Here is a 15824-nt window from a genome sequence, read left to right on the forward strand (position 1 = left end):
CGATGAGCGGGCGCCGACCCGATCTGAGAGCCATTTTCTGGCCGATGTAGATCTAAGAACCTGTCAAATGGCTGCGATTGACGAGTCGTTCGCCAATTGCCTGTCCGCGGTCCGTGCCGCTAACCTCACTGCAATGAGCGATCGGCCGCGCAATCCCGGGATTGTGACGCAGATCGTCTGCGCGAGGGCGCTGCCGCCGAAGACGGGCTTACAGTCATCGTCAACGGTCCGCCGCGACCGTTGCGCCAATGACGATCAGGAGTACTTTGCAAAGGAGACCTGAATTGAATTTACGAGACATCATAAACATGATGCTGCCTCCGATTGATGGCCGCAATGGACATGTCACGGGACGATCGGGCGACTTTGGCGCCGGACGAGCGGAAGGTCGAGTGAAGCCACCGTCGTCGGACCCCCATATCGGCGTTGACATGAATTATCTTGGAGGGCAGACGGGAATAAACCTTCAACATCCGCTGGTGCATTCGCCCGTGTCAGGTGTCGTGACTAGGGCGGGGGGCGGGAAGACAAATACCATTGCGATTAGAGATTACAACGGCAATTCCCACGAGATTCTTCATACTCAGAGTCAAATTGTGAAGGAAGGCCAGAAGGTGTTCGCAGGTGACCTCATCGGCAAGATGGGCAATGTGGGTACGAAAGATCAACATGCCCATTATCCGATTTACGGTCCCGACGATCCACGCCGTCAGAATCCCATTAATCCGCACGTCTTCTGGAATCATCCGTTCTTCCGGACCAGGAGCGTTTTGTTCCAAGATCGCCTAGTCTCGTACCGCTCGAGTCCCCAATACCTGATCCTACCTATAATTACCTAAATCCCGCGCCTAGCGAGTCTGATGCCGTTCGCGGGTTCGGTACTGGCGGACGATTCATGCAGGGATCGGCTACATCGTCGCGACCACTTTACGAGACGCAGTCGTTCGGTGCGCCACCCGATGACCCCTCGCAAGAACAGGCCAACGAGCAAGCACCTGTCCGGAGCCTCGTGCGCGTGTCGCCGACGGGTGAGAGCCAAGCTGCTTTCGACGGGGAGCGTCTGCTGTGCCGTTCGTTCCGTCGGATTCGATTCGGCAGGTGGGTCGGCCCGCGACATTCGACGAACGCTTCGGGGCTGTCGCGGGCGCGCCGCCGGCTTCGATCAGGCCGCTGAGCCCGTTCAGCGGACAGCCAATGCGATATCTGCCACCGTCAGTGTTTGGCATTCCGGACGCTTCCGGCGCGCCGGAAATGAGTTTGAATGACTGGCTCGCCGGTCTCGCCAGAGCGCGCCTGCGCCAATGATGCTTCAAGCCGGACGATCGCCGTGAGGCGGGCGAGCAAGCCGTCGTGCATTACCGAGAGCAGCCTTGTCGATCCTGAAAATTCCAACCGCAAAAGTGTTCGAGCCGCTGCTTCGGCCGGCGCGATACAAGGGGGCATTCGGCGGCCGAGGATCGGGAAAATGCGTGATCTGGGACAAGGTTCTCGGCCTTGGCACGACGCCGCAACTTGCGGGAGATGTGAGCACCTGGGCTGGCATGATCATGGGCTTCTACTTTGGAAAGCGTACGTTTGAGAATGTCGCCCGCATTATACGACGGTGATCCGATGCATGAAGCTGATGTCAGGGCAATCGTGATGGAAACGTTGATCGAACAGGATCGGGTGCGCCGAAGCGACATCGACGCGGTCGTGGTCAAGACCATCGCGACAGTCTTGACTTCATTCGGGTTCGAAGAAGGTGATCGACGGGAGCTGCGTGCGGATTTCCAGCACCTTCGGCGGTGGCGACGGAGCGTGGAGCAGGCGCAAAGTTATACATTCAAGGCGGTTATCACCGTGATCGCTACCGGCTTTCTCGGCGCCGTTTGGCTGGGGATCAAAGCCACGCTCGGGAAATAATTCGTGTTGCAGCTGGAGTGGGCGCCTCTCTCCCGATTAGAGAACGAAGTACCTTGGCGGACAATAGAATCTTGAGGTGCGAAGAATGTACAGGATACGTGAGATTGATCCGCAGGACGAAGAGGTCGCGGATGCGCTCGCCGAGCTTCATCAGCTGACCTTCTGCGATGGGACTCGCGTGCCCGACTTCGAGCAGGGGTATTGGTGGATTGCTTTTTGTGGGCTGAAGCCAATTGCATTCGCAGGCGTCGTCCCGTCGACCCATGTTGCCAACGCCGGATATCTATGCCGCGTTGGCGTCATGATGCCGCACTGCGGTCACGGCCTGCAAGTGCGGCTTACTCGCGCGCTGGAAGCGCGAGCGAGGCGGGCGGGTTGGAAGGCGATCGTGTCGGATACGACCGACAATCATTTTTCGGCCAACAACTTCATCCGGCAGGGGTATCGGCTCTTCGAGCCTGCCTCGCGCTGGGCCTGGCAGCACTCGCTGTATTGGCGGAAGGAACTCTGCTAGGCCCTGCGAAGTGGATCTGGCCTTTGCCGAGACGTGGAGCGCCCGGTGGTCGAATGGCCCCGGGCTTCTCGGCGTTGCTGGTTCGCTGGCAGCACCCGTCGGCAAGCCGCGGTCGTTAGCTGGTCGCGCGCAGCGGAGCGCCGCGTCGGCAGCTGACGGCTCCGTGGTCATGAATTCACCCGGGGTGCAGGTTTGTGCATATTGATCTCCGGTGATCGCTCGATAAACTGAGCGGGCCGCGCGAAATGTTTGGAGCTGAAGCGAAGGAAGAGACCATGGTTGAGGTTGGCCGCGGGCTCGACGTGACGGTGCTGTCAGGCCCCGACACGGATCGTTATTCAGTCATGGTCGCACGAGCTAGGGCGCTTGCTCCACACTTGCGTGAGCGGGCGCAGCGGACCGAGGAACTGCGCCGTTTGCCGCCCGAGACCGAGCGGGATCTACACGATAGTGGGCTGTTTCGAATCCTGCAGCCCAGGCGCGTCGGGGGCAGCGAGCTCGACTACGTTGCGCTGGTCGATTGCGCCGACGCGCTGGGGCAGGGCGATGCGTCGGTCTCCTGGAACTTTGCCAATCTTGCGAGCCACCACTGGATGCTGGGTATGTTCGCGCCCGAGGCTCAGAGCGCCGTGTGGGGCGATAATCCCGATACGTTGATCGCGTCTTCCTTTGTTTTCCCGGCAGGACGGGCCAGGAAGACAGGTGGCGGTTATCTGCTGAGCGGTCATTGGCCGTTCTCGTCCGGGGTGGAAGCGTGCGGGTGGAACATGCTCGCGAGCGTGGTTGCCTCGGACGATGAGGCCGACGGCGTCGAGTATCGGCTCTTCCTGTTGAACAGGCGGGATTACAGCATCGACGACACCTGGAACGCGGCGGGTCTGCGCGGAACAGGATCGAACGATGTGCGAGTAACCGACGCATTCGTTGCCGAGCACATGACGGTAGCCGTCAGCGATCTTGCGGGTGGCGCAACGCCGGGCAGTGCCGTCAATCCGAACGCGCTCTACAAGCTTCCGGTTTTCTCGTTGTTCCCCTATGTGCTGTCCGGGGTCGGTCTGGGGAATGCCCAGGCTTGCCTCGATGATTACGTCGAGATCGCGCGACACCGTGCCTCGACATACAACCGGGCCAAGCTCGGCGACCTGCAGAGCACGCAGATCAAGATCGCAGAGGCTTCTGCGAAGATAGATGCCGCACGTCTGATCATGCGCACGAACTGCGTTGACGTACTTGCAGAGGTCAGGCGTGGTGATATTCCCGGCATCGCGGCGAAGACGCGGCTGCGGCGCGATGGCGCGTTCGCCGTCAATCTGTGCACTGAAGCCGCGTCTCTTCTGTTTGCAGCGAGCGGGGCGCGCAGCCTGTTCACCTCGGGAGCGTTGCAGCGCCAGTTTCGTGACGCGCATGCAGTTAATTCGCATTTCGCCTTCAATTTCGACGCTGCGGGCACCAATTATGGGCGGGTAGCTCTTGGGTTGCCGTCTGAAAACTTGACGCTTTGAGGCGAGCCGGATGTCTGACACATCGAAGCATCCGCCGGACCCGGCCAGTGAGCTCGCAAGCGACAGCTCGACGATCGATCCCCGCGACTTCCGCAATGCCCTCGGCATGTTTGCGACCGGTGTGACGATCGTCACCGCGATGTCGACCGAAGGACGCCCCTACGGCATCACTTGCAATTCCTTTGCATCGGTGTCGCTCAACCCTCCACTCGTGTTGTGGAGCTTGGGGATGTTTTCGCAGGGACTGCCGATCTTCCAGAATGCGAGCCATTTCACAGTCAATGTTCTTGACGTGTCGCAGCAGACGCTGGCCACGCAGTTTGCCAGATCGTCGGGTGACAAATTCGCCGGTGTGAGCTGGACACCGGGTCTGGGAAGCGCTCCCGTCCTGGCCGACGTGGTCGCAAACTTCCAATGCCGGGCCGCCAACCGTTACTACGGCGGCGACCACGTCATTTTCCTTGGGGCGGTGGAAGCCTACGCCTATAACCGGAACAATCCGCTGCTGTTCGCGCAAGGAGGTTTTGGGCGGTTCCTGGCCGACGACGACGGCAACGGGTCATGAATCGAAAGACACTCGTCAAACGTACTCGTGCCAAGCAGAGGCGGCTGTCGGCAGACGATCGTCGCAGTGAGTTCGTCACCAAGGCGACAGAGCTTTTTGCGGAGGAAGGATTTGGCTGCGGCACGCGCGCCCTCGCTCGCAGGCTAGGTGTGACGCAGCCGTTGCTCTACCGGTATTTTCCGAGCAAGGACGATCTCATCAAGGAGGTCTACCGCAAGGTCTATCTCGAGCCCCTTGAGATCGGCTGGGAGAAATTGCTCTCGGATCGGTCGCGTCCTCTCCGCGTGCGGCTTCAAGAGTTTTACGAAGTCTACACGGACGCAATCTTCAACCGGAAATGGCTGCGGATCTATCTCTACTCTGGACTGAAGGGCCTCGATATCAATCGTTGGTATGTTGGCATGGTCAAGGACAAGATCCTGACGCGTATCCTCAGGGAATGTCGCCACGAGGCCGGCCTCGCGACGCAGAGCAGGCCAAGCGCGGCCGAATTGGAACTGGCCTGGGTGTTTCACGGCGGCATCTTTTACTATGGCGTACGCAAGTACATCTATGAGGCGCCCGTCCTGGAGGACAAGGCGCAGATGATCAGTGATGCGCTGGATCTCTTTCTGGCCGGATTTGAGAGGATGGCGGAGAGCGCGACCGATCGTCGGAGGGCGCCGATCAAGATCGTCGGCTAAGCTGAATTACTTTGCCGCCATCTGGTCCCGATACCAATCTCCAATCTCGCTCGCCGTCATGAGCGCGACGCCGTTATGGCCAATCACGTAGTCGAGCAGGGCTTCCAGGTATTTGATTCGATGCGGGACCCCCGTGATGTAGGGATGCACCGAGATCGCCATGATCCGCGCGTTCTCAGCGCCTTCGAGATACAGCCGATCGAACTGGTCGGTACAGCGCGTCAAGAACTGTTCCGAGGGCAGGTGCTGCAGCGCGTGAATGACAATGTCGTTCGTCTCGACGGAATAGGGGATCGTCGTCACAGTTCCGTGCGGTGTGGCGATGTCCTGGGGAAGATCGTCGATCACCCAATCGGCCACGTATTCGATCCCGTTGAGGCGCAGGAGATCGAGTGTTTCTTCGGTCTCGGTCAGGCCGGGACTTTCCCACGATCGCGGCGGCTTGCCGGCAAAGGTGGCGATCGTGTCGACAGCACGCTTGATCGCTTCCGCCTGGTTCTCGACCTTGTGCATTGGGCCCTGCACGAACCCATGCCCCATGAATTCGAAGCCTGCCTCGCGCGCCGCTGATGCCACGCGCGGGTAGCTGTTGCAGACATTGGCATTCGTCGCCAGCGTCACCGGTATCCTCCGGTCGGTGAGGGCCTTGAATTGCCGCCAGAAGCCGGCGCGCATGCCGTATTCATGCCACGACCAGTTCGGTACGTCAGGCAGCAGCGGCTGGCCCATCGGCGGACTCAGGACGGTACGCGGCATCGGATTCTCGATACGCCATTCCTCGACGTTGAGGATGACCCAGACAGCAAGCTTCTTGCCATCAGGCAATGTCAGTTTCGGTCGGTCGATCTGAGCCTGGTACGGAATGCGATCAGTGAAAGCCACGTCGAAACTCCCTTCGTCACGCGGGTGATCCGGCAGCGGCGTTGATCCGCGGCAAGACCTTCTCGGCCATCAGGATCATCGATTGACGGCCGAGTTCGCGATCCTTCCAGTCCTTGCCGGCATAGAGCAAGGTTCCGAAAGTGCCGATCTCTTCCTGGAACGCCAGCAATTGATCGGCCACGCTTTCGGGCGTGCCGTGGATGATCAGCTTGTCACAGATCGCCTCGAGGGCGATCTCCGTGTCTGGTTGATCCCGCCTCGTCTTGAACAGCTCGAGCCGGCCGCTGCGCTTCAGCTTCGTGAATAGCTGGTGATAATAGTACACGTAGGGACTGTCGGGCGACGTGGCATAGGCCTTCGCCGTTGCTGCGTCCTTTGCCACGAATACGCTCTTGGCGACGCGCCAGTTGGCGGGGTCCGCTGCCCGGTTCACACGCGCGCAACCCTCGACATATTTGGACCAGTGGCTCTTCACCCAAGCAGGCATCAGGAAGTTCGCCGAGATCGGATCCCAGCCTCGCGCAGCGGCTTCCGTGACGCCTTTTGAGAACGGCGCGACCGCGGTCACCACGATCGGCGGGTGAGGGGCTTGCAAAGGGCGGGCTATCAATCCCTGGCCAATCTCCTCGATCAAGGTTCGCCGGACCGAGACATTCCAATATCTGCCCTGCAAATCATACGGCGGCTTGCCAGCCCAGATATCGAGCACCTGATTGATCGCCTCCAGGAACATGGCATTGCGGTCAGCATCGAGATTGCAGAAAACCTCCGCATCGGACAGCAATCCGCCGGGGCTTATTCCGAAGATGAAGCGGCCATCAAGCATGTGATCGAGCATGGCGACGGATGCGGCGACCGCCGCCGGATGCGTGTTCGGCATGTTGATGGTGCCGGTTCCAAGCTTGATCTGCTTGGTTGCGTCCGCAAGCCAAGCAATGAATGCGATGCTCGAGGTGATGTTCTCGGCTTTGTCGGTGACATGCTCGCCGACATACGCCTCGGTGAACCCGAGCTCATCCGCGAGCAGGAAGGCCTCTCGGTCCTCCCGGAGCGATTGCCGCCAATCCTTGTCGAGAGGATGGATCGGCATCGTAAAGAAACCGAGCTTCATGATCCGCCTCCCTCCGCGGTTGACTTTAGTTGGCGAGGAACCTGCGGCCTTCCCAAGGCGAAGACAAGCCCTGCCGCACAAATAATCAGTCGATAAACAAACTTGACGTTTGAAAGGGCGGGCTCTCTAATCGGGCGACCTAAATTGGGCCGGGAGGCCACGCCCACATGAAAGCTGCGGCTTTCGCCTACGCCCGCGCGACCAGCGTCGTGAATGCGCTGGAGTTGCTTGCTGCGCATGGCGACAAGGCGAAGATTCTGTCGGGTGGCCAGAGCCTGATGCCGGCTATGAACCTGCGGCTCATCTCCCCGGACATTCTGGTCGATATCGGTGGCCTGGCAGAGTTGCGTGGGATCACCGTGAGCGCGGGCGTCCTGATCGTTGGCGCGCTGACGCGGCATGTCGACCTGCTCAAATCGCCAGAGATTGCGCTGCACGCGCCGCTGTTGCGGAATGCCGTTACCCACGTTGCTCATCCTGCAATTCGCAATCGCGGAACGATAGGCGGTAGCCTTGCGCACGCCGATCCGGCATCGGAACTGCCGGCCTGTGTTGTGGCACTTGACGCCATGATTGTCGTTCGCGGTTCCTCCGGCGAACGCCGGATTGGCGCCACTGAATTTTTCAAGGGCATCTACGAAACGGCGCTGTCGCCAGACGAATTGCTCGTCGCGATCGAGATGCCAGTCGCGGGCAAGAGCTCGACATTCTTCTTTCAGGAGTATGCTCGTCGACATGGTGACTACGCCGTCGTTGGTCTTGCCGCACGTGCCGTTGTTGCAGCTGGCAGGTTCACGGATCTTCGGCTCGGCTTCTTTGCGGTTGGCGACCGGCCTCTGCTGGCGGCGGCCGCAGGCAGGTTGATCAATGCATCCGTGACGTCGGCCTTGCTTTCAGAAGCCGCGACAGCGCTGGCCGATGAGCTCGATCCACAGGAGGATCAACAGGCTACCGCGGCGATGCGCCGACATCTTGCTACGGTCTTGCTCCGGCGCTGCGTGGCCGCATTGCTGGCGCGGCCCGAACTGGAAGCAGGAGTGACCAAGTGAGCGCTCCAGTGCCGGTTTCGCTTCTGGTCAACGGCGAGCCCATTGAAGCGCTTGTATTGCCGCGTCTCAATCTCGCTGACTTTCTCAGAGAAAGTCTGAAGCTGACCGGAACTCATGTCGGTTGCGAGCACGGCGTGTGCGGTGCCTGTACGGTCCGGATCGATGGCGAGATCGTCCGCTCTTGTCTGATGCTGGCGGTCCAGGCGGAGGGCGCGTCGGTCGAGACAATCGAGGGGTTGTCCGACAGCGGTGAAATCGCCGACCTCCAGGCGGCATTTCGTGAACGCAATGCATTGCAGTGCGGCTATTGCACGCCTGGGATGCTGATCACAGCGCAGGATCTGCTGAAACATCTGCCCGTGCCTGATCGCCAGGCGATCCGCGAACATCTTTCCGGTAATTATTGCCGCTGCACCGGCTATCAAGCCATTGTGGACGCCGTCGAGGCGACTGCCAAGATGCGCGGGGAGCGGCCGGCGTGACCGTGACCCGTGCTCCGGCAGAGACGCTTTCGGTGCTCGATCGCCCGAATTCCTATATCGGCAAGACGGTGCCACGGCCCAACCTCGACAGGTTGCTGCAAGGGCGCGGACAATACGTCAGCGACCTGGAATTGCCGCGGATGGCGCACGTGGTCTTCCTGCGGTCGCCTTATGCCCACGCAAGAATTGTTGCGATCGATGCCGACGCGGCCCGGCGTATGTCCGGGGTCATTGCCATCGTCACGGGTTGCGAGCTTGAGGGCGTCATCGCGCCGTGGGTCGGCGTGCTTTCGCACCTGAAGGGATTGAAGTCGGCGCCGCAGCACGCGATCGCGGTCGATCGGGCCTGTTGGCAGGGCGAGGCGGTCGCGGCGATCGTGGCAACCAGCCGTGCGGCAGCCGAAGATGCGATGGAGCATGTTGCCGTCGAATACGAAGAACTCGAGGCGGTCACCGACATGCGCACCGCGCTCGATCCGGCAACGCCCGTCATTCACGCCGCGCTCGGTGACAACCTCGCCTTTGAACGGATTCTTGATGCCGGCGATGTCGACCATGCATTGTCGGATTCCGAGGTGGTCGAGGCCGAATTCGTGTTCGGACGCCACACCGGCGTGACGCTTGAACCGCGGGCAGTGGTTGCCGACTGGAATGCGGCCGAAGCGCGGCTCACGATCTATCAGGGCACGCAAGCGCCCCACATGGTGCAGAACATCGCAGCCCTGCATCTCGGATTAAGGGAAGCGCAGGTCCGGGTGGTTTGCAAGGATGTCGGCGGCTCTTTCGGCATCAAGGTCCACATCTACGCTGACGAGATGGCGACCTATGCGCTGTCCAAGCTGCTGCGCCGCCCGATCAAATTCGTGGCCGACCGGGTCGAGAGCTTCAACACGGACATTCACGCCCGCGATCATCGATGCAGGGGGCGGATCGGCGTCAGGCCGGACGGCACCATCACGGCCTTCGAGATCGACGACCTGACCGGGATCGGTCCCTATTCGATGTATCCGCGCACCAGTGCCATCGAGGCCAATCAGGTGGTCAATCTGGTCGGCGGGCCGTATGCCACGGCGAACTATCGGGCGCGAGCGCGCGTCGTCTTCCAGAACAAGAACGTGATGTGTCAGTACCGGGCGGTCGGGCACCCGATTGCCTGTTCCGTCACCGAGGGGCTGGTCGACCTTGCCGCAGCGAAGATCGGCATGGATCCCGTCGAGATCCGCCGGCGCAATCTGATCGGCGACGATGCCTATCCCTGTGCATCACCCTCCGGCATGAAATTCGAGCAGCTTTCGCATCACGCCTCGCTGGCCAAGCTGCTGCAGATGATGGACTACGACGCATTGCGTGCCCAGCAAGCGGGATTGCGCGCCAGGAACATTCACCGGGGTATTGGAATCGCAAGCTTCATCGAGGTGACCAATCCCAGTGCCGCCTTTTACGGCGTCGGCGGCGCGAAAATCTCGTCGCAGGATGGCGTTGCGGTTCGGCTCGACGCGCAAGGGTCGGTGATCTGCCAGACCAGCATCACCGAGCAGGGGCAAGGGTCGGAATCACTGACTGCTCAGATCGTGGGCAGTGTGCTGGGCGTTTCGATGGACCGGGTTCGCGTGATCCTGGGCGACACCGACAACACGCCCTATGGCGGCGGCACCTGGGCCTCGCGCGGTGCCGGCATCGGCGGCGAAGCCGCGTTGCAGGCCGCCAAGGCTCTGCGCCAGAATATCCTCGATGTCGCCGCGGCCATCCTGCAATCGACACCGGCCGGGCTCGATATCGTCAACGACAGCATCGTCAATGTCGACGACGGCGGCACGCCGCGGATCGAGCTGAGCGAACTGGCGCGGATCGTCTATTTTCGGCCGGACACCCTCCCGCCGGGTGTCCAGCCCGAACTGATGGCGACCCGGCATTTCGTCCCGCGTCAATTTCCCTTTGCATTCACCAACGGGGTTCAGGCCTCGTGGCTCGAGGTCGATATCGAGACTGGGTTCGTGACGCTGCTTAAGCATTGGGTTGTCGAAGACTGCGGCACCATCATCAACCCCCAACTGGTCGACGAGCAGATACGGGGCGGGGTCGTGCAGGGGCTCGGCGCGGCGCTGTTCGAGAAATGCATCTATGACGAGCGCGGTCAGCTGACCAACGCCAATATGGCGGACTACTTGGTCCCGATGTCCGGCGAGATGCCCGATATCGAGGTTGGCCACGTCGTGTCTCCAGCGCAGGAATCTGAGCTGGGGGCCAAGGGGGCGGGTGAGGCCGGCACGGCCGGCGCGGCAGCCGCGGTGGCCAACGCGGTCAATGACGCGCTGCGGCCGTTGGGCGCAACAATTACCGAGATTCCGTTAACGCCTCAGGTTATTCTGACGGCCTTGGGACGAATCTGAGTGGAGACGTTCCGGGCAAAGACAATACGATAAGCAAAACACAGGCGGTTCTTGGGGAGGAATGGTCATGACGAACAAGATCACCAAAGCTGGATCGATATCGCGTCGTCGCTTGCTGACGACGGCAAGTGCCACCGCCGCTCTCGCCGTCTCGCCTTTTCGCATCAATCTGCTCCAGGCCGAGGAGGCGCCCATCAAGATCGGCTTCCCTGTGCCTCTGACCGGCCCATATGGCGCCGAGGCCCAGGACCAGGTGCGGGCGGGGCAGCTCGCTGTTGCCCAATTCAATGATGCTGGCGGTCTTAATGGCCGCAAGGCCGAGCTCGTCGTGCGCGACGACAAGCTCAATCCCGGTGAGGCGGCAACGCGGACATTGGAGCTGGTCGAGAAGGAGAAGGTGAATTTCGTCGTCGGCAGCCTGTCGGCGGCGGTTCAGCTTGCGATCAACAACGTTACCAAAGAGCGCGGCGTCATTTTCAATTCGATCAGCCAATCCGACGCCATCAACGAGGCGGCCGACTTCAGCAAGTTCACATTTCACGAAGCGCTGAACCCGCACATGACGTCAGGCGCGGTCGGCCGCTATGCCTTCGCCAAATTCGGCAAGAAGGTTGCGTTTCTCACGGCCGATTATGCCTACGGTCACGAAATGGTTCGCGGTTTTCTCGAGGTCGGCAAGGAATTCAACATCGAGAACCTCGGTGACATCCGTCATCCGCTGGGAACGACCGACTTCTCCACTTTGCTGCCCCGTCTCCAGGCGCTGAAGCCGGATATTCTCTGCATCAGCAATTTCGGCCGCGACCAACAGATCGCGCTGAAACAGGCGACCGACTTTGGCGTCAAGAAATCGATCCAGATCATCGCGCCGCTGCTCTCGCATGCCAGCCGCGTCGCGGCCGGTCCCCAGGCATTCGAAGGTGTCATCGGCGGTTGCTCTTTCTACTGGGGTATCGAGGACAAGTTCGCCTCGACCAAGGCGTTCAACGATGCGTTCCGCAAGATGTACGACGGCAAGCTGCCCACCGACTACGGTGCGCTCGGTTACGGCGGTGTTCGGACCGTGCTCGAGGCGGTCAAGGGCGCCGGCAGCGTCGAGACCAACAGGGTCGTCGCTGCATTGGAAGCCCTCAAATACGACTACTACAAGGGGCCGCAATATTATCGCAAATGCGATCACCAGTCGGTGCAATCGGTGCTCGTGATCAAGTCGAAGTCCAAGGACCTGAGGAACGTATCCGACGTGTTCGAGGTCCTGTCGACCGAAGAACCCAACGAGAAGTACCTGCGCAGCTGCGAGGCGCTCGGTCACAAGAGCTGAGCTCGTGCGACGGCGTGCGTCGCGGGTCGGTGCGCGCCGTGCTGGGGGGGGACAAATGGCGGGCCTGAGCTTTGAGCTGATTGCGTTGCAACTGTTTGCCGGATTGGCGCTCGGCGCCATCTACGTGCTGTTTGCGATCGGTCTCTCGCTGATCTTCGGGATGTTGACGGTCGTCAACTTCGCCCATGGCGCGTTCTACATGGTCGGCGCCTATGTCGGGCTCTATCTGATCTCGATCGGGGGCAATTTCTGGATCTGCCTCGTGGCCGTGCCGATCGCAATCGGACTGTTCGGCCTCGCCGTCGAGCGCGTGCTGATCCGGCCGCTTTACGGCCGGGGCATTGACTATCCGCTGCTGCTGACCTTCGGGCTGAGCTACGTGATGGTCGAATGCGTCCGCATTGCCTTTGGCAAGACTGGCTACCCTTTCGACACGCCCGAAGTTCTGCAGGGCGCCGTCGATATCGGCGTCGGCTATTTCCCGCTCTACCGCCTGTTCGTGATAGGTGCGACGGCCGTCGTGCTGCTGGCGCTCTGGCTGTTCCTGGAGAAGACCAGCTTCGGGCTGATTATCCGCGCCGGCGCACGTGATCCACAGATCGTCCGCGTCCTCGGCGTCGATGTAGCCAGGGTATGGCTGATCGTGTTCGGTATAGGCACCGCGATTGCGGGCTTTGCCGGCCTGTTGGCCGCGCCGCTCCAAGGCGTCATTCCGGAGATGGGCGGCACGATTCTCGCGGAAGCCTTCGTTGTGACCGTCGTCGGAGGGATGGGGTCGATCGGCGGCGCGGTCCTGGCGGGCCTGCTGGTTGGTGTGGTGGTCAGCATGACCTCGCTGTTCGCACCGGAGATGGCCAAGGTTTCGATCTTTGCCTTGATGGCGCTTGTCCTGATCGTTCGTCCCCAGGGCTTCTTCGGCCGCGCCGGATTGATGAGCTGAGCCCGGCATGACCGAAACCGCTCGATCGATCAAACAGTCCGGTGTTGCGACGGGCGGCTGGTACCAGTTCGTGACGCGGCATCGTGCCAGTATTGTCGCGGCGGTTATCCTGGTTTTCCCACTGGTGATGCCGTTCACGGCTCTGGCTGTGAACATCCTGATCTATGGGCTGTACGCCCTCGGCTTCAACCTTGTGTTCGGTTATCTCGGCCTGCTGTCGTTCGGTCACGCGGCGCTGTTCGGGACCGGTGCCTATCTCTGTGGCATCTCCATCGTGCACTTCGGCTGGCCGTGGTATGCGGCGATTGCCGCCGGGGTCGCCGGCGGATTGTTGATGGCGCTGTTGATCGGCGTGCTCGCGATCAGGACCCGAGGCATCTACTTCGCCATGGTCACGATGGCGCTGTCGCAGTGTGTCTACTACCTTTTCTATCAGGCAGTTGACTTGACCGGCGGCGAGAACGGCCTTCGCGGCATCAATGTCCGCACCATCGATCTGTTCGGCCTGCAAATCGATTTCATCAATCCAATGATCCGCTACTATGTCATCGCGGCTTTCGTGATTGCAGCTTTCTTCGTGATGTCGCGCATTCTGGCGTCGCCGTTTGGTGCCGTCATCGAAGCGGTGCGCGAGAACGAGATGCGTGCGCGCGCGTCCGGCTACGACGTGACTCTGACGCGATTGCTGACCTTCGTCCTGTCGGGCGCTTTCTGCGGCCTTGCCGGTGCGTTGCAGGCCCTGCATTTGTCGATCGTTCCGATCGAAATCCTGCACTACGAGACCTCGGGCTTGGTGGTGATGATCGCGCTCCTGGGCGGCATGGGGACGTTTTTCGGACCGATGATCGGTGCTGCGGTCTTCCTGGTCCTGGAGAATGTGGTCTCGGTGTGGACCGTTCACTGGCAATTGATCGTTGGAGGCATCTTCATTGCATGCGTGCTGTTCTTCCCGGCCGGCATCTGGGGCACGCTGATCGCGCGGAGCAGGCGATGACTGCCACGGCCGGCCAGGCGAATGAGATCATTCTGCGCACCAGGGGCGTCGGCAAGACGTTCGGGAAGTTCGTCGCCCTCAACAATATCTCGGCCGAGTTCTCCAGAGGAGCGGTCACCTCCATCATTGGTCCGAACGGGGCTGGAAAGAGCACCTACTTCAACCTGCTGTGCGGCGCGTTTCCGCCGACGAAGGGCAGCATCGAGTTCGACGGCAGGGATGTCACCGGTCTGCCGCAACACCGCTTCGCGCATATGGGGATCGCGAAATCGTTTCAGATCACCAGCGTGTTTCCGCAGCTTACGACACGAGAGAACATTCGCGTCGGTCTGCAGGCGCTGGTGTCGCGATACGATATCTGGCGTCCCCGCGCGCGGCTGACCGAACTGATCGAGCGGGCGGACGAACTGCTGGCTCTCGTCGGGTTGTGGGAATCCCGGGAACGTGCGGCCAAGACGCTGGCCCATGGTGAGCAGCGGGCGCTGGAGATCGGCATGGCGCTCGCCAGCCAACCTCGTTTGCTGCTGCTGGACGAGCCGACGGCCGGCATGAGCCCGGAAGAAACCCGGACCATGATGGATCTGATCGTGAAACTCGCCAGGGAGCGGACGGTCATCCTCGTCGAGCACAAGATGAAGCTGGTGCTGGGGATCAGTGACCGCATCCTCGTGCTGCACCACGGAGAATTGCTTGCCGAGGGGACTCCGCAGGAGGTCCGGCAGAACGAGGCGGTAAAGCGGGTCTATCTCGGTCAGCGGGAGCATTGACGAATGCTGCAGATCAGCAAGCTCAATGCCTGGTATGGTGCAAGCCACGCGCTGCAGGACATCAGTCTCGAGGTGACCAGGGGCGAGATCGTCTGCCTGATCGGGCGCAATGGCGCCGGCAAGACGACGACGCTCAAATCGATCATGGGATTGATGCGGCGGACGCGCGGCTCGGTCACCTTCAAGGGTGAAGAGCTGTTGCGCCAGCCGGCGCATGTGCGCTTCGCGTTGGGACTGGCCTACGTTCCGGAGGAGCGACGGATCGTACAGGGGCTGACCGTGCGCGAGAATTTGCGCCTAGGGCTGGTCGCATCGAAGCAGAAGAAGCGGGAAACCCAGCTGATCGACGAGATCGCAGCGATCTTCCCACGTCTGGCCGAGCGTATGGATCAAGAGGCGGTCACGATGTCCGGCGGCGAGCAGCAGATGCTGGCGATCGCGCGGGCGATGATCGCAAAGCCCGACCTGATCATGCTGGATGAGCCGTCGGAGGGCATCATGCCTGTTCTGGTCGACGAGATGTTCGAGCTGTTCCGCAGCATGAAGGCGCAGCGAACGACGGTTCTGCTCGTCGAGCAGAACGTCGAGCTTGCGCTCGGCATTGCCGATCGCGCTTATGTGTTGGATCAGGGCTGCGTGGTGCACCACGCGTCTGCGCAGGCACTGCTCGCCGACGACGAGATCAAGGAGCGCTACTGCTCGGTCTGAGCTGCGCCCGC

At 61.1% G+C, this 15824-nt stretch carries 17 protein-coding genes; 15 read left to right on the plus strand and 2 right to left on the minus strand.

Annotated elements, in window-relative coordinates; genetic code table 11:
* Positions 1–284 precede the first annotated feature (284 nt).
* From AKN83_RS38355 to AKN83_RS17470, 7 genes are all read left to right on the plus strand, one after another.
* Positions 285–839, plus strand: coding sequence for a M23 family metallopeptidase (locus AKN83_RS38355; RefSeq protein ID WP_206600788.1), 555 nt, complete (start codon positions 285–287; stop codon positions 837–839).
* A gap of 531 nt (positions 840–1370) precedes the next feature.
* On the plus strand, positions 1371–1607 hold the full coding sequence (locus AKN83_RS38360; protein WP_050405301.1) for a hypothetical protein: 237 nt from the start codon (positions 1371–1373) through the stop codon (positions 1605–1607).
* Between the two features lie 4 nt (positions 1608–1611).
* Complete coding sequence (locus tag AKN83_RS17450; RefSeq protein ID WP_172803564.1) at positions 1612–1905, plus strand: hypothetical protein; 294 nt, start codon at positions 1612–1614, stop codon at positions 1903–1905.
* 85 nt (positions 1906–1990) lie between these two features.
* Complete coding sequence (locus tag AKN83_RS17455) at positions 1991–2419, plus strand: GNAT family N-acetyltransferase (protein ID WP_050405302.1); 429 nt, start codon at positions 1991–1993, stop codon at positions 2417–2419.
* Between the two features lie 275 nt (positions 2420–2694).
* Positions 2695–3921, plus strand: coding sequence for an acyl-CoA dehydrogenase family protein (locus tag AKN83_RS17460; protein WP_050405348.1), 1227 nt, complete (start codon positions 2695–2697; stop codon positions 3919–3921).
* Between the two features lie 10 nt (positions 3922–3931).
* Positions 3932–4486, plus strand: a complete 555-nt coding sequence (locus AKN83_RS17465) for a flavin reductase family protein (RefSeq protein WP_050405303.1) — start codon at positions 3932–3934, stop codon at positions 4484–4486.
* The gene (locus AKN83_RS17470) at positions 4483–5169 is read left to right on the plus strand and encodes a TetR/AcrR family transcriptional regulator (protein WP_050405304.1); all 687 of its coding nucleotides are present in this window, start codon (positions 4483–4485) and stop codon (positions 5167–5169) included. The genes AKN83_RS17465 and AKN83_RS17470 overlap by 4 nt, the downstream gene beginning before the upstream one ends.
* A 6-nt stretch (positions 5170–5175) precedes the next feature.
* On the opposite strand, the gene AKN83_RS17475 is transcribed toward AKN83_RS17470, so the two are convergent.
* Both AKN83_RS17475 and AKN83_RS17480 read right to left on the minus strand, forming a co-directional pair.
* The gene (locus AKN83_RS17475; protein ID WP_050405305.1) at positions 5176–6051 is read right to left on the minus strand and encodes a polysaccharide deacetylase family protein; all 876 of its coding nucleotides are present in this window, start codon (positions 6049–6051) and stop codon (positions 5176–5178) included.
* 16 nt (positions 6052–6067) lie between these two features.
* Positions 6068–7162 carry an LLM class flavin-dependent oxidoreductase gene (locus AKN83_RS17480; RefSeq protein WP_050405306.1) on the minus strand — a complete coding sequence of 365 codons (1095 nt, stop codon included), beginning with the start codon at positions 7160–7162 and terminating at the stop codon, positions 6068–6070.
* 167 nt (positions 7163–7329) lie between these two features.
* Here AKN83_RS17480 and AKN83_RS17485 point away from each other — a divergent pair, with 167 nt between their 5' ends.
* The 8 genes from AKN83_RS17485 to AKN83_RS17520 all read left to right on the plus strand — a co-directional run bounded on the left by AKN83_RS17485 (position 7330) and on the right by AKN83_RS17520 (position 15813).
* Positions 7330–8211: an FAD binding domain-containing protein gene (locus tag AKN83_RS17485; RefSeq protein ID WP_050405307.1), complete on the plus strand. Its 882-nt coding sequence runs from the start codon at positions 7330–7332 to the stop codon at positions 8209–8211.
* Entirely contained in the window at positions 8208–8693 is a 486-nt protein-coding gene (locus tag AKN83_RS17490; RefSeq protein WP_050405308.1) for a (2Fe-2S)-binding protein, read from the plus strand. The genes AKN83_RS17485 and AKN83_RS17490 overlap by 4 nt, the downstream gene beginning before the upstream one ends.
* Entirely contained in the window at positions 8690–11083 is a 2394-nt protein-coding gene (locus AKN83_RS17495; protein ID WP_050405309.1) for a xanthine dehydrogenase family protein molybdopterin-binding subunit, read from the plus strand. The genes AKN83_RS17490 and AKN83_RS17495 overlap by 4 nt, the downstream gene beginning before the upstream one ends.
* Before the next feature lie 67 nt (positions 11084–11150).
* Complete coding sequence (locus AKN83_RS17500) at positions 11151–12404, plus strand: ABC transporter substrate-binding protein (RefSeq protein WP_050405349.1); 1254 nt, start codon at positions 11151–11153, stop codon at positions 12402–12404.
* 55 nt (positions 12405–12459) lie between these two features.
* Complete coding sequence (locus AKN83_RS17505) at positions 12460–13344, plus strand: branched-chain amino acid ABC transporter permease (protein WP_050405310.1); 885 nt, start codon at positions 12460–12462, stop codon at positions 13342–13344.
* Between the two features lie 7 nt (positions 13345–13351).
* A complete protein-coding gene (locus AKN83_RS17510) occupies positions 13352–14338 on the plus strand; it encodes a branched-chain amino acid ABC transporter permease (protein ID WP_050405311.1) in 987 nt (328 codons plus the stop codon).
* Positions 14335–15105 carry an ABC transporter ATP-binding protein gene (locus AKN83_RS17515; protein ID WP_050405312.1) on the plus strand — a complete coding sequence of 257 codons (771 nt, stop codon included), beginning with the start codon at positions 14335–14337 and terminating at the stop codon, positions 15103–15105. The genes AKN83_RS17510 and AKN83_RS17515 overlap by 4 nt, the downstream gene beginning before the upstream one ends.
* A 3-nt stretch (positions 15106–15108) precedes the next feature.
* Positions 15109–15813 (plus strand): ABC transporter ATP-binding protein, encoded by a 705-nt coding sequence (locus AKN83_RS17520; protein WP_063695384.1) that lies wholly within the window; start codon positions 15109–15111, stop codon positions 15811–15813.
* Positions 15814–15824: the final 11 nt, after the last annotated feature.

Origin of the sequence: Bradyrhizobium embrapense (assembly GCF_001189235.2) — a bacterium.
Classification (GTDB): Bacteria; Pseudomonadota; Alphaproteobacteria; order Rhizobiales; family Xanthobacteraceae; genus Bradyrhizobium; species Bradyrhizobium embrapense.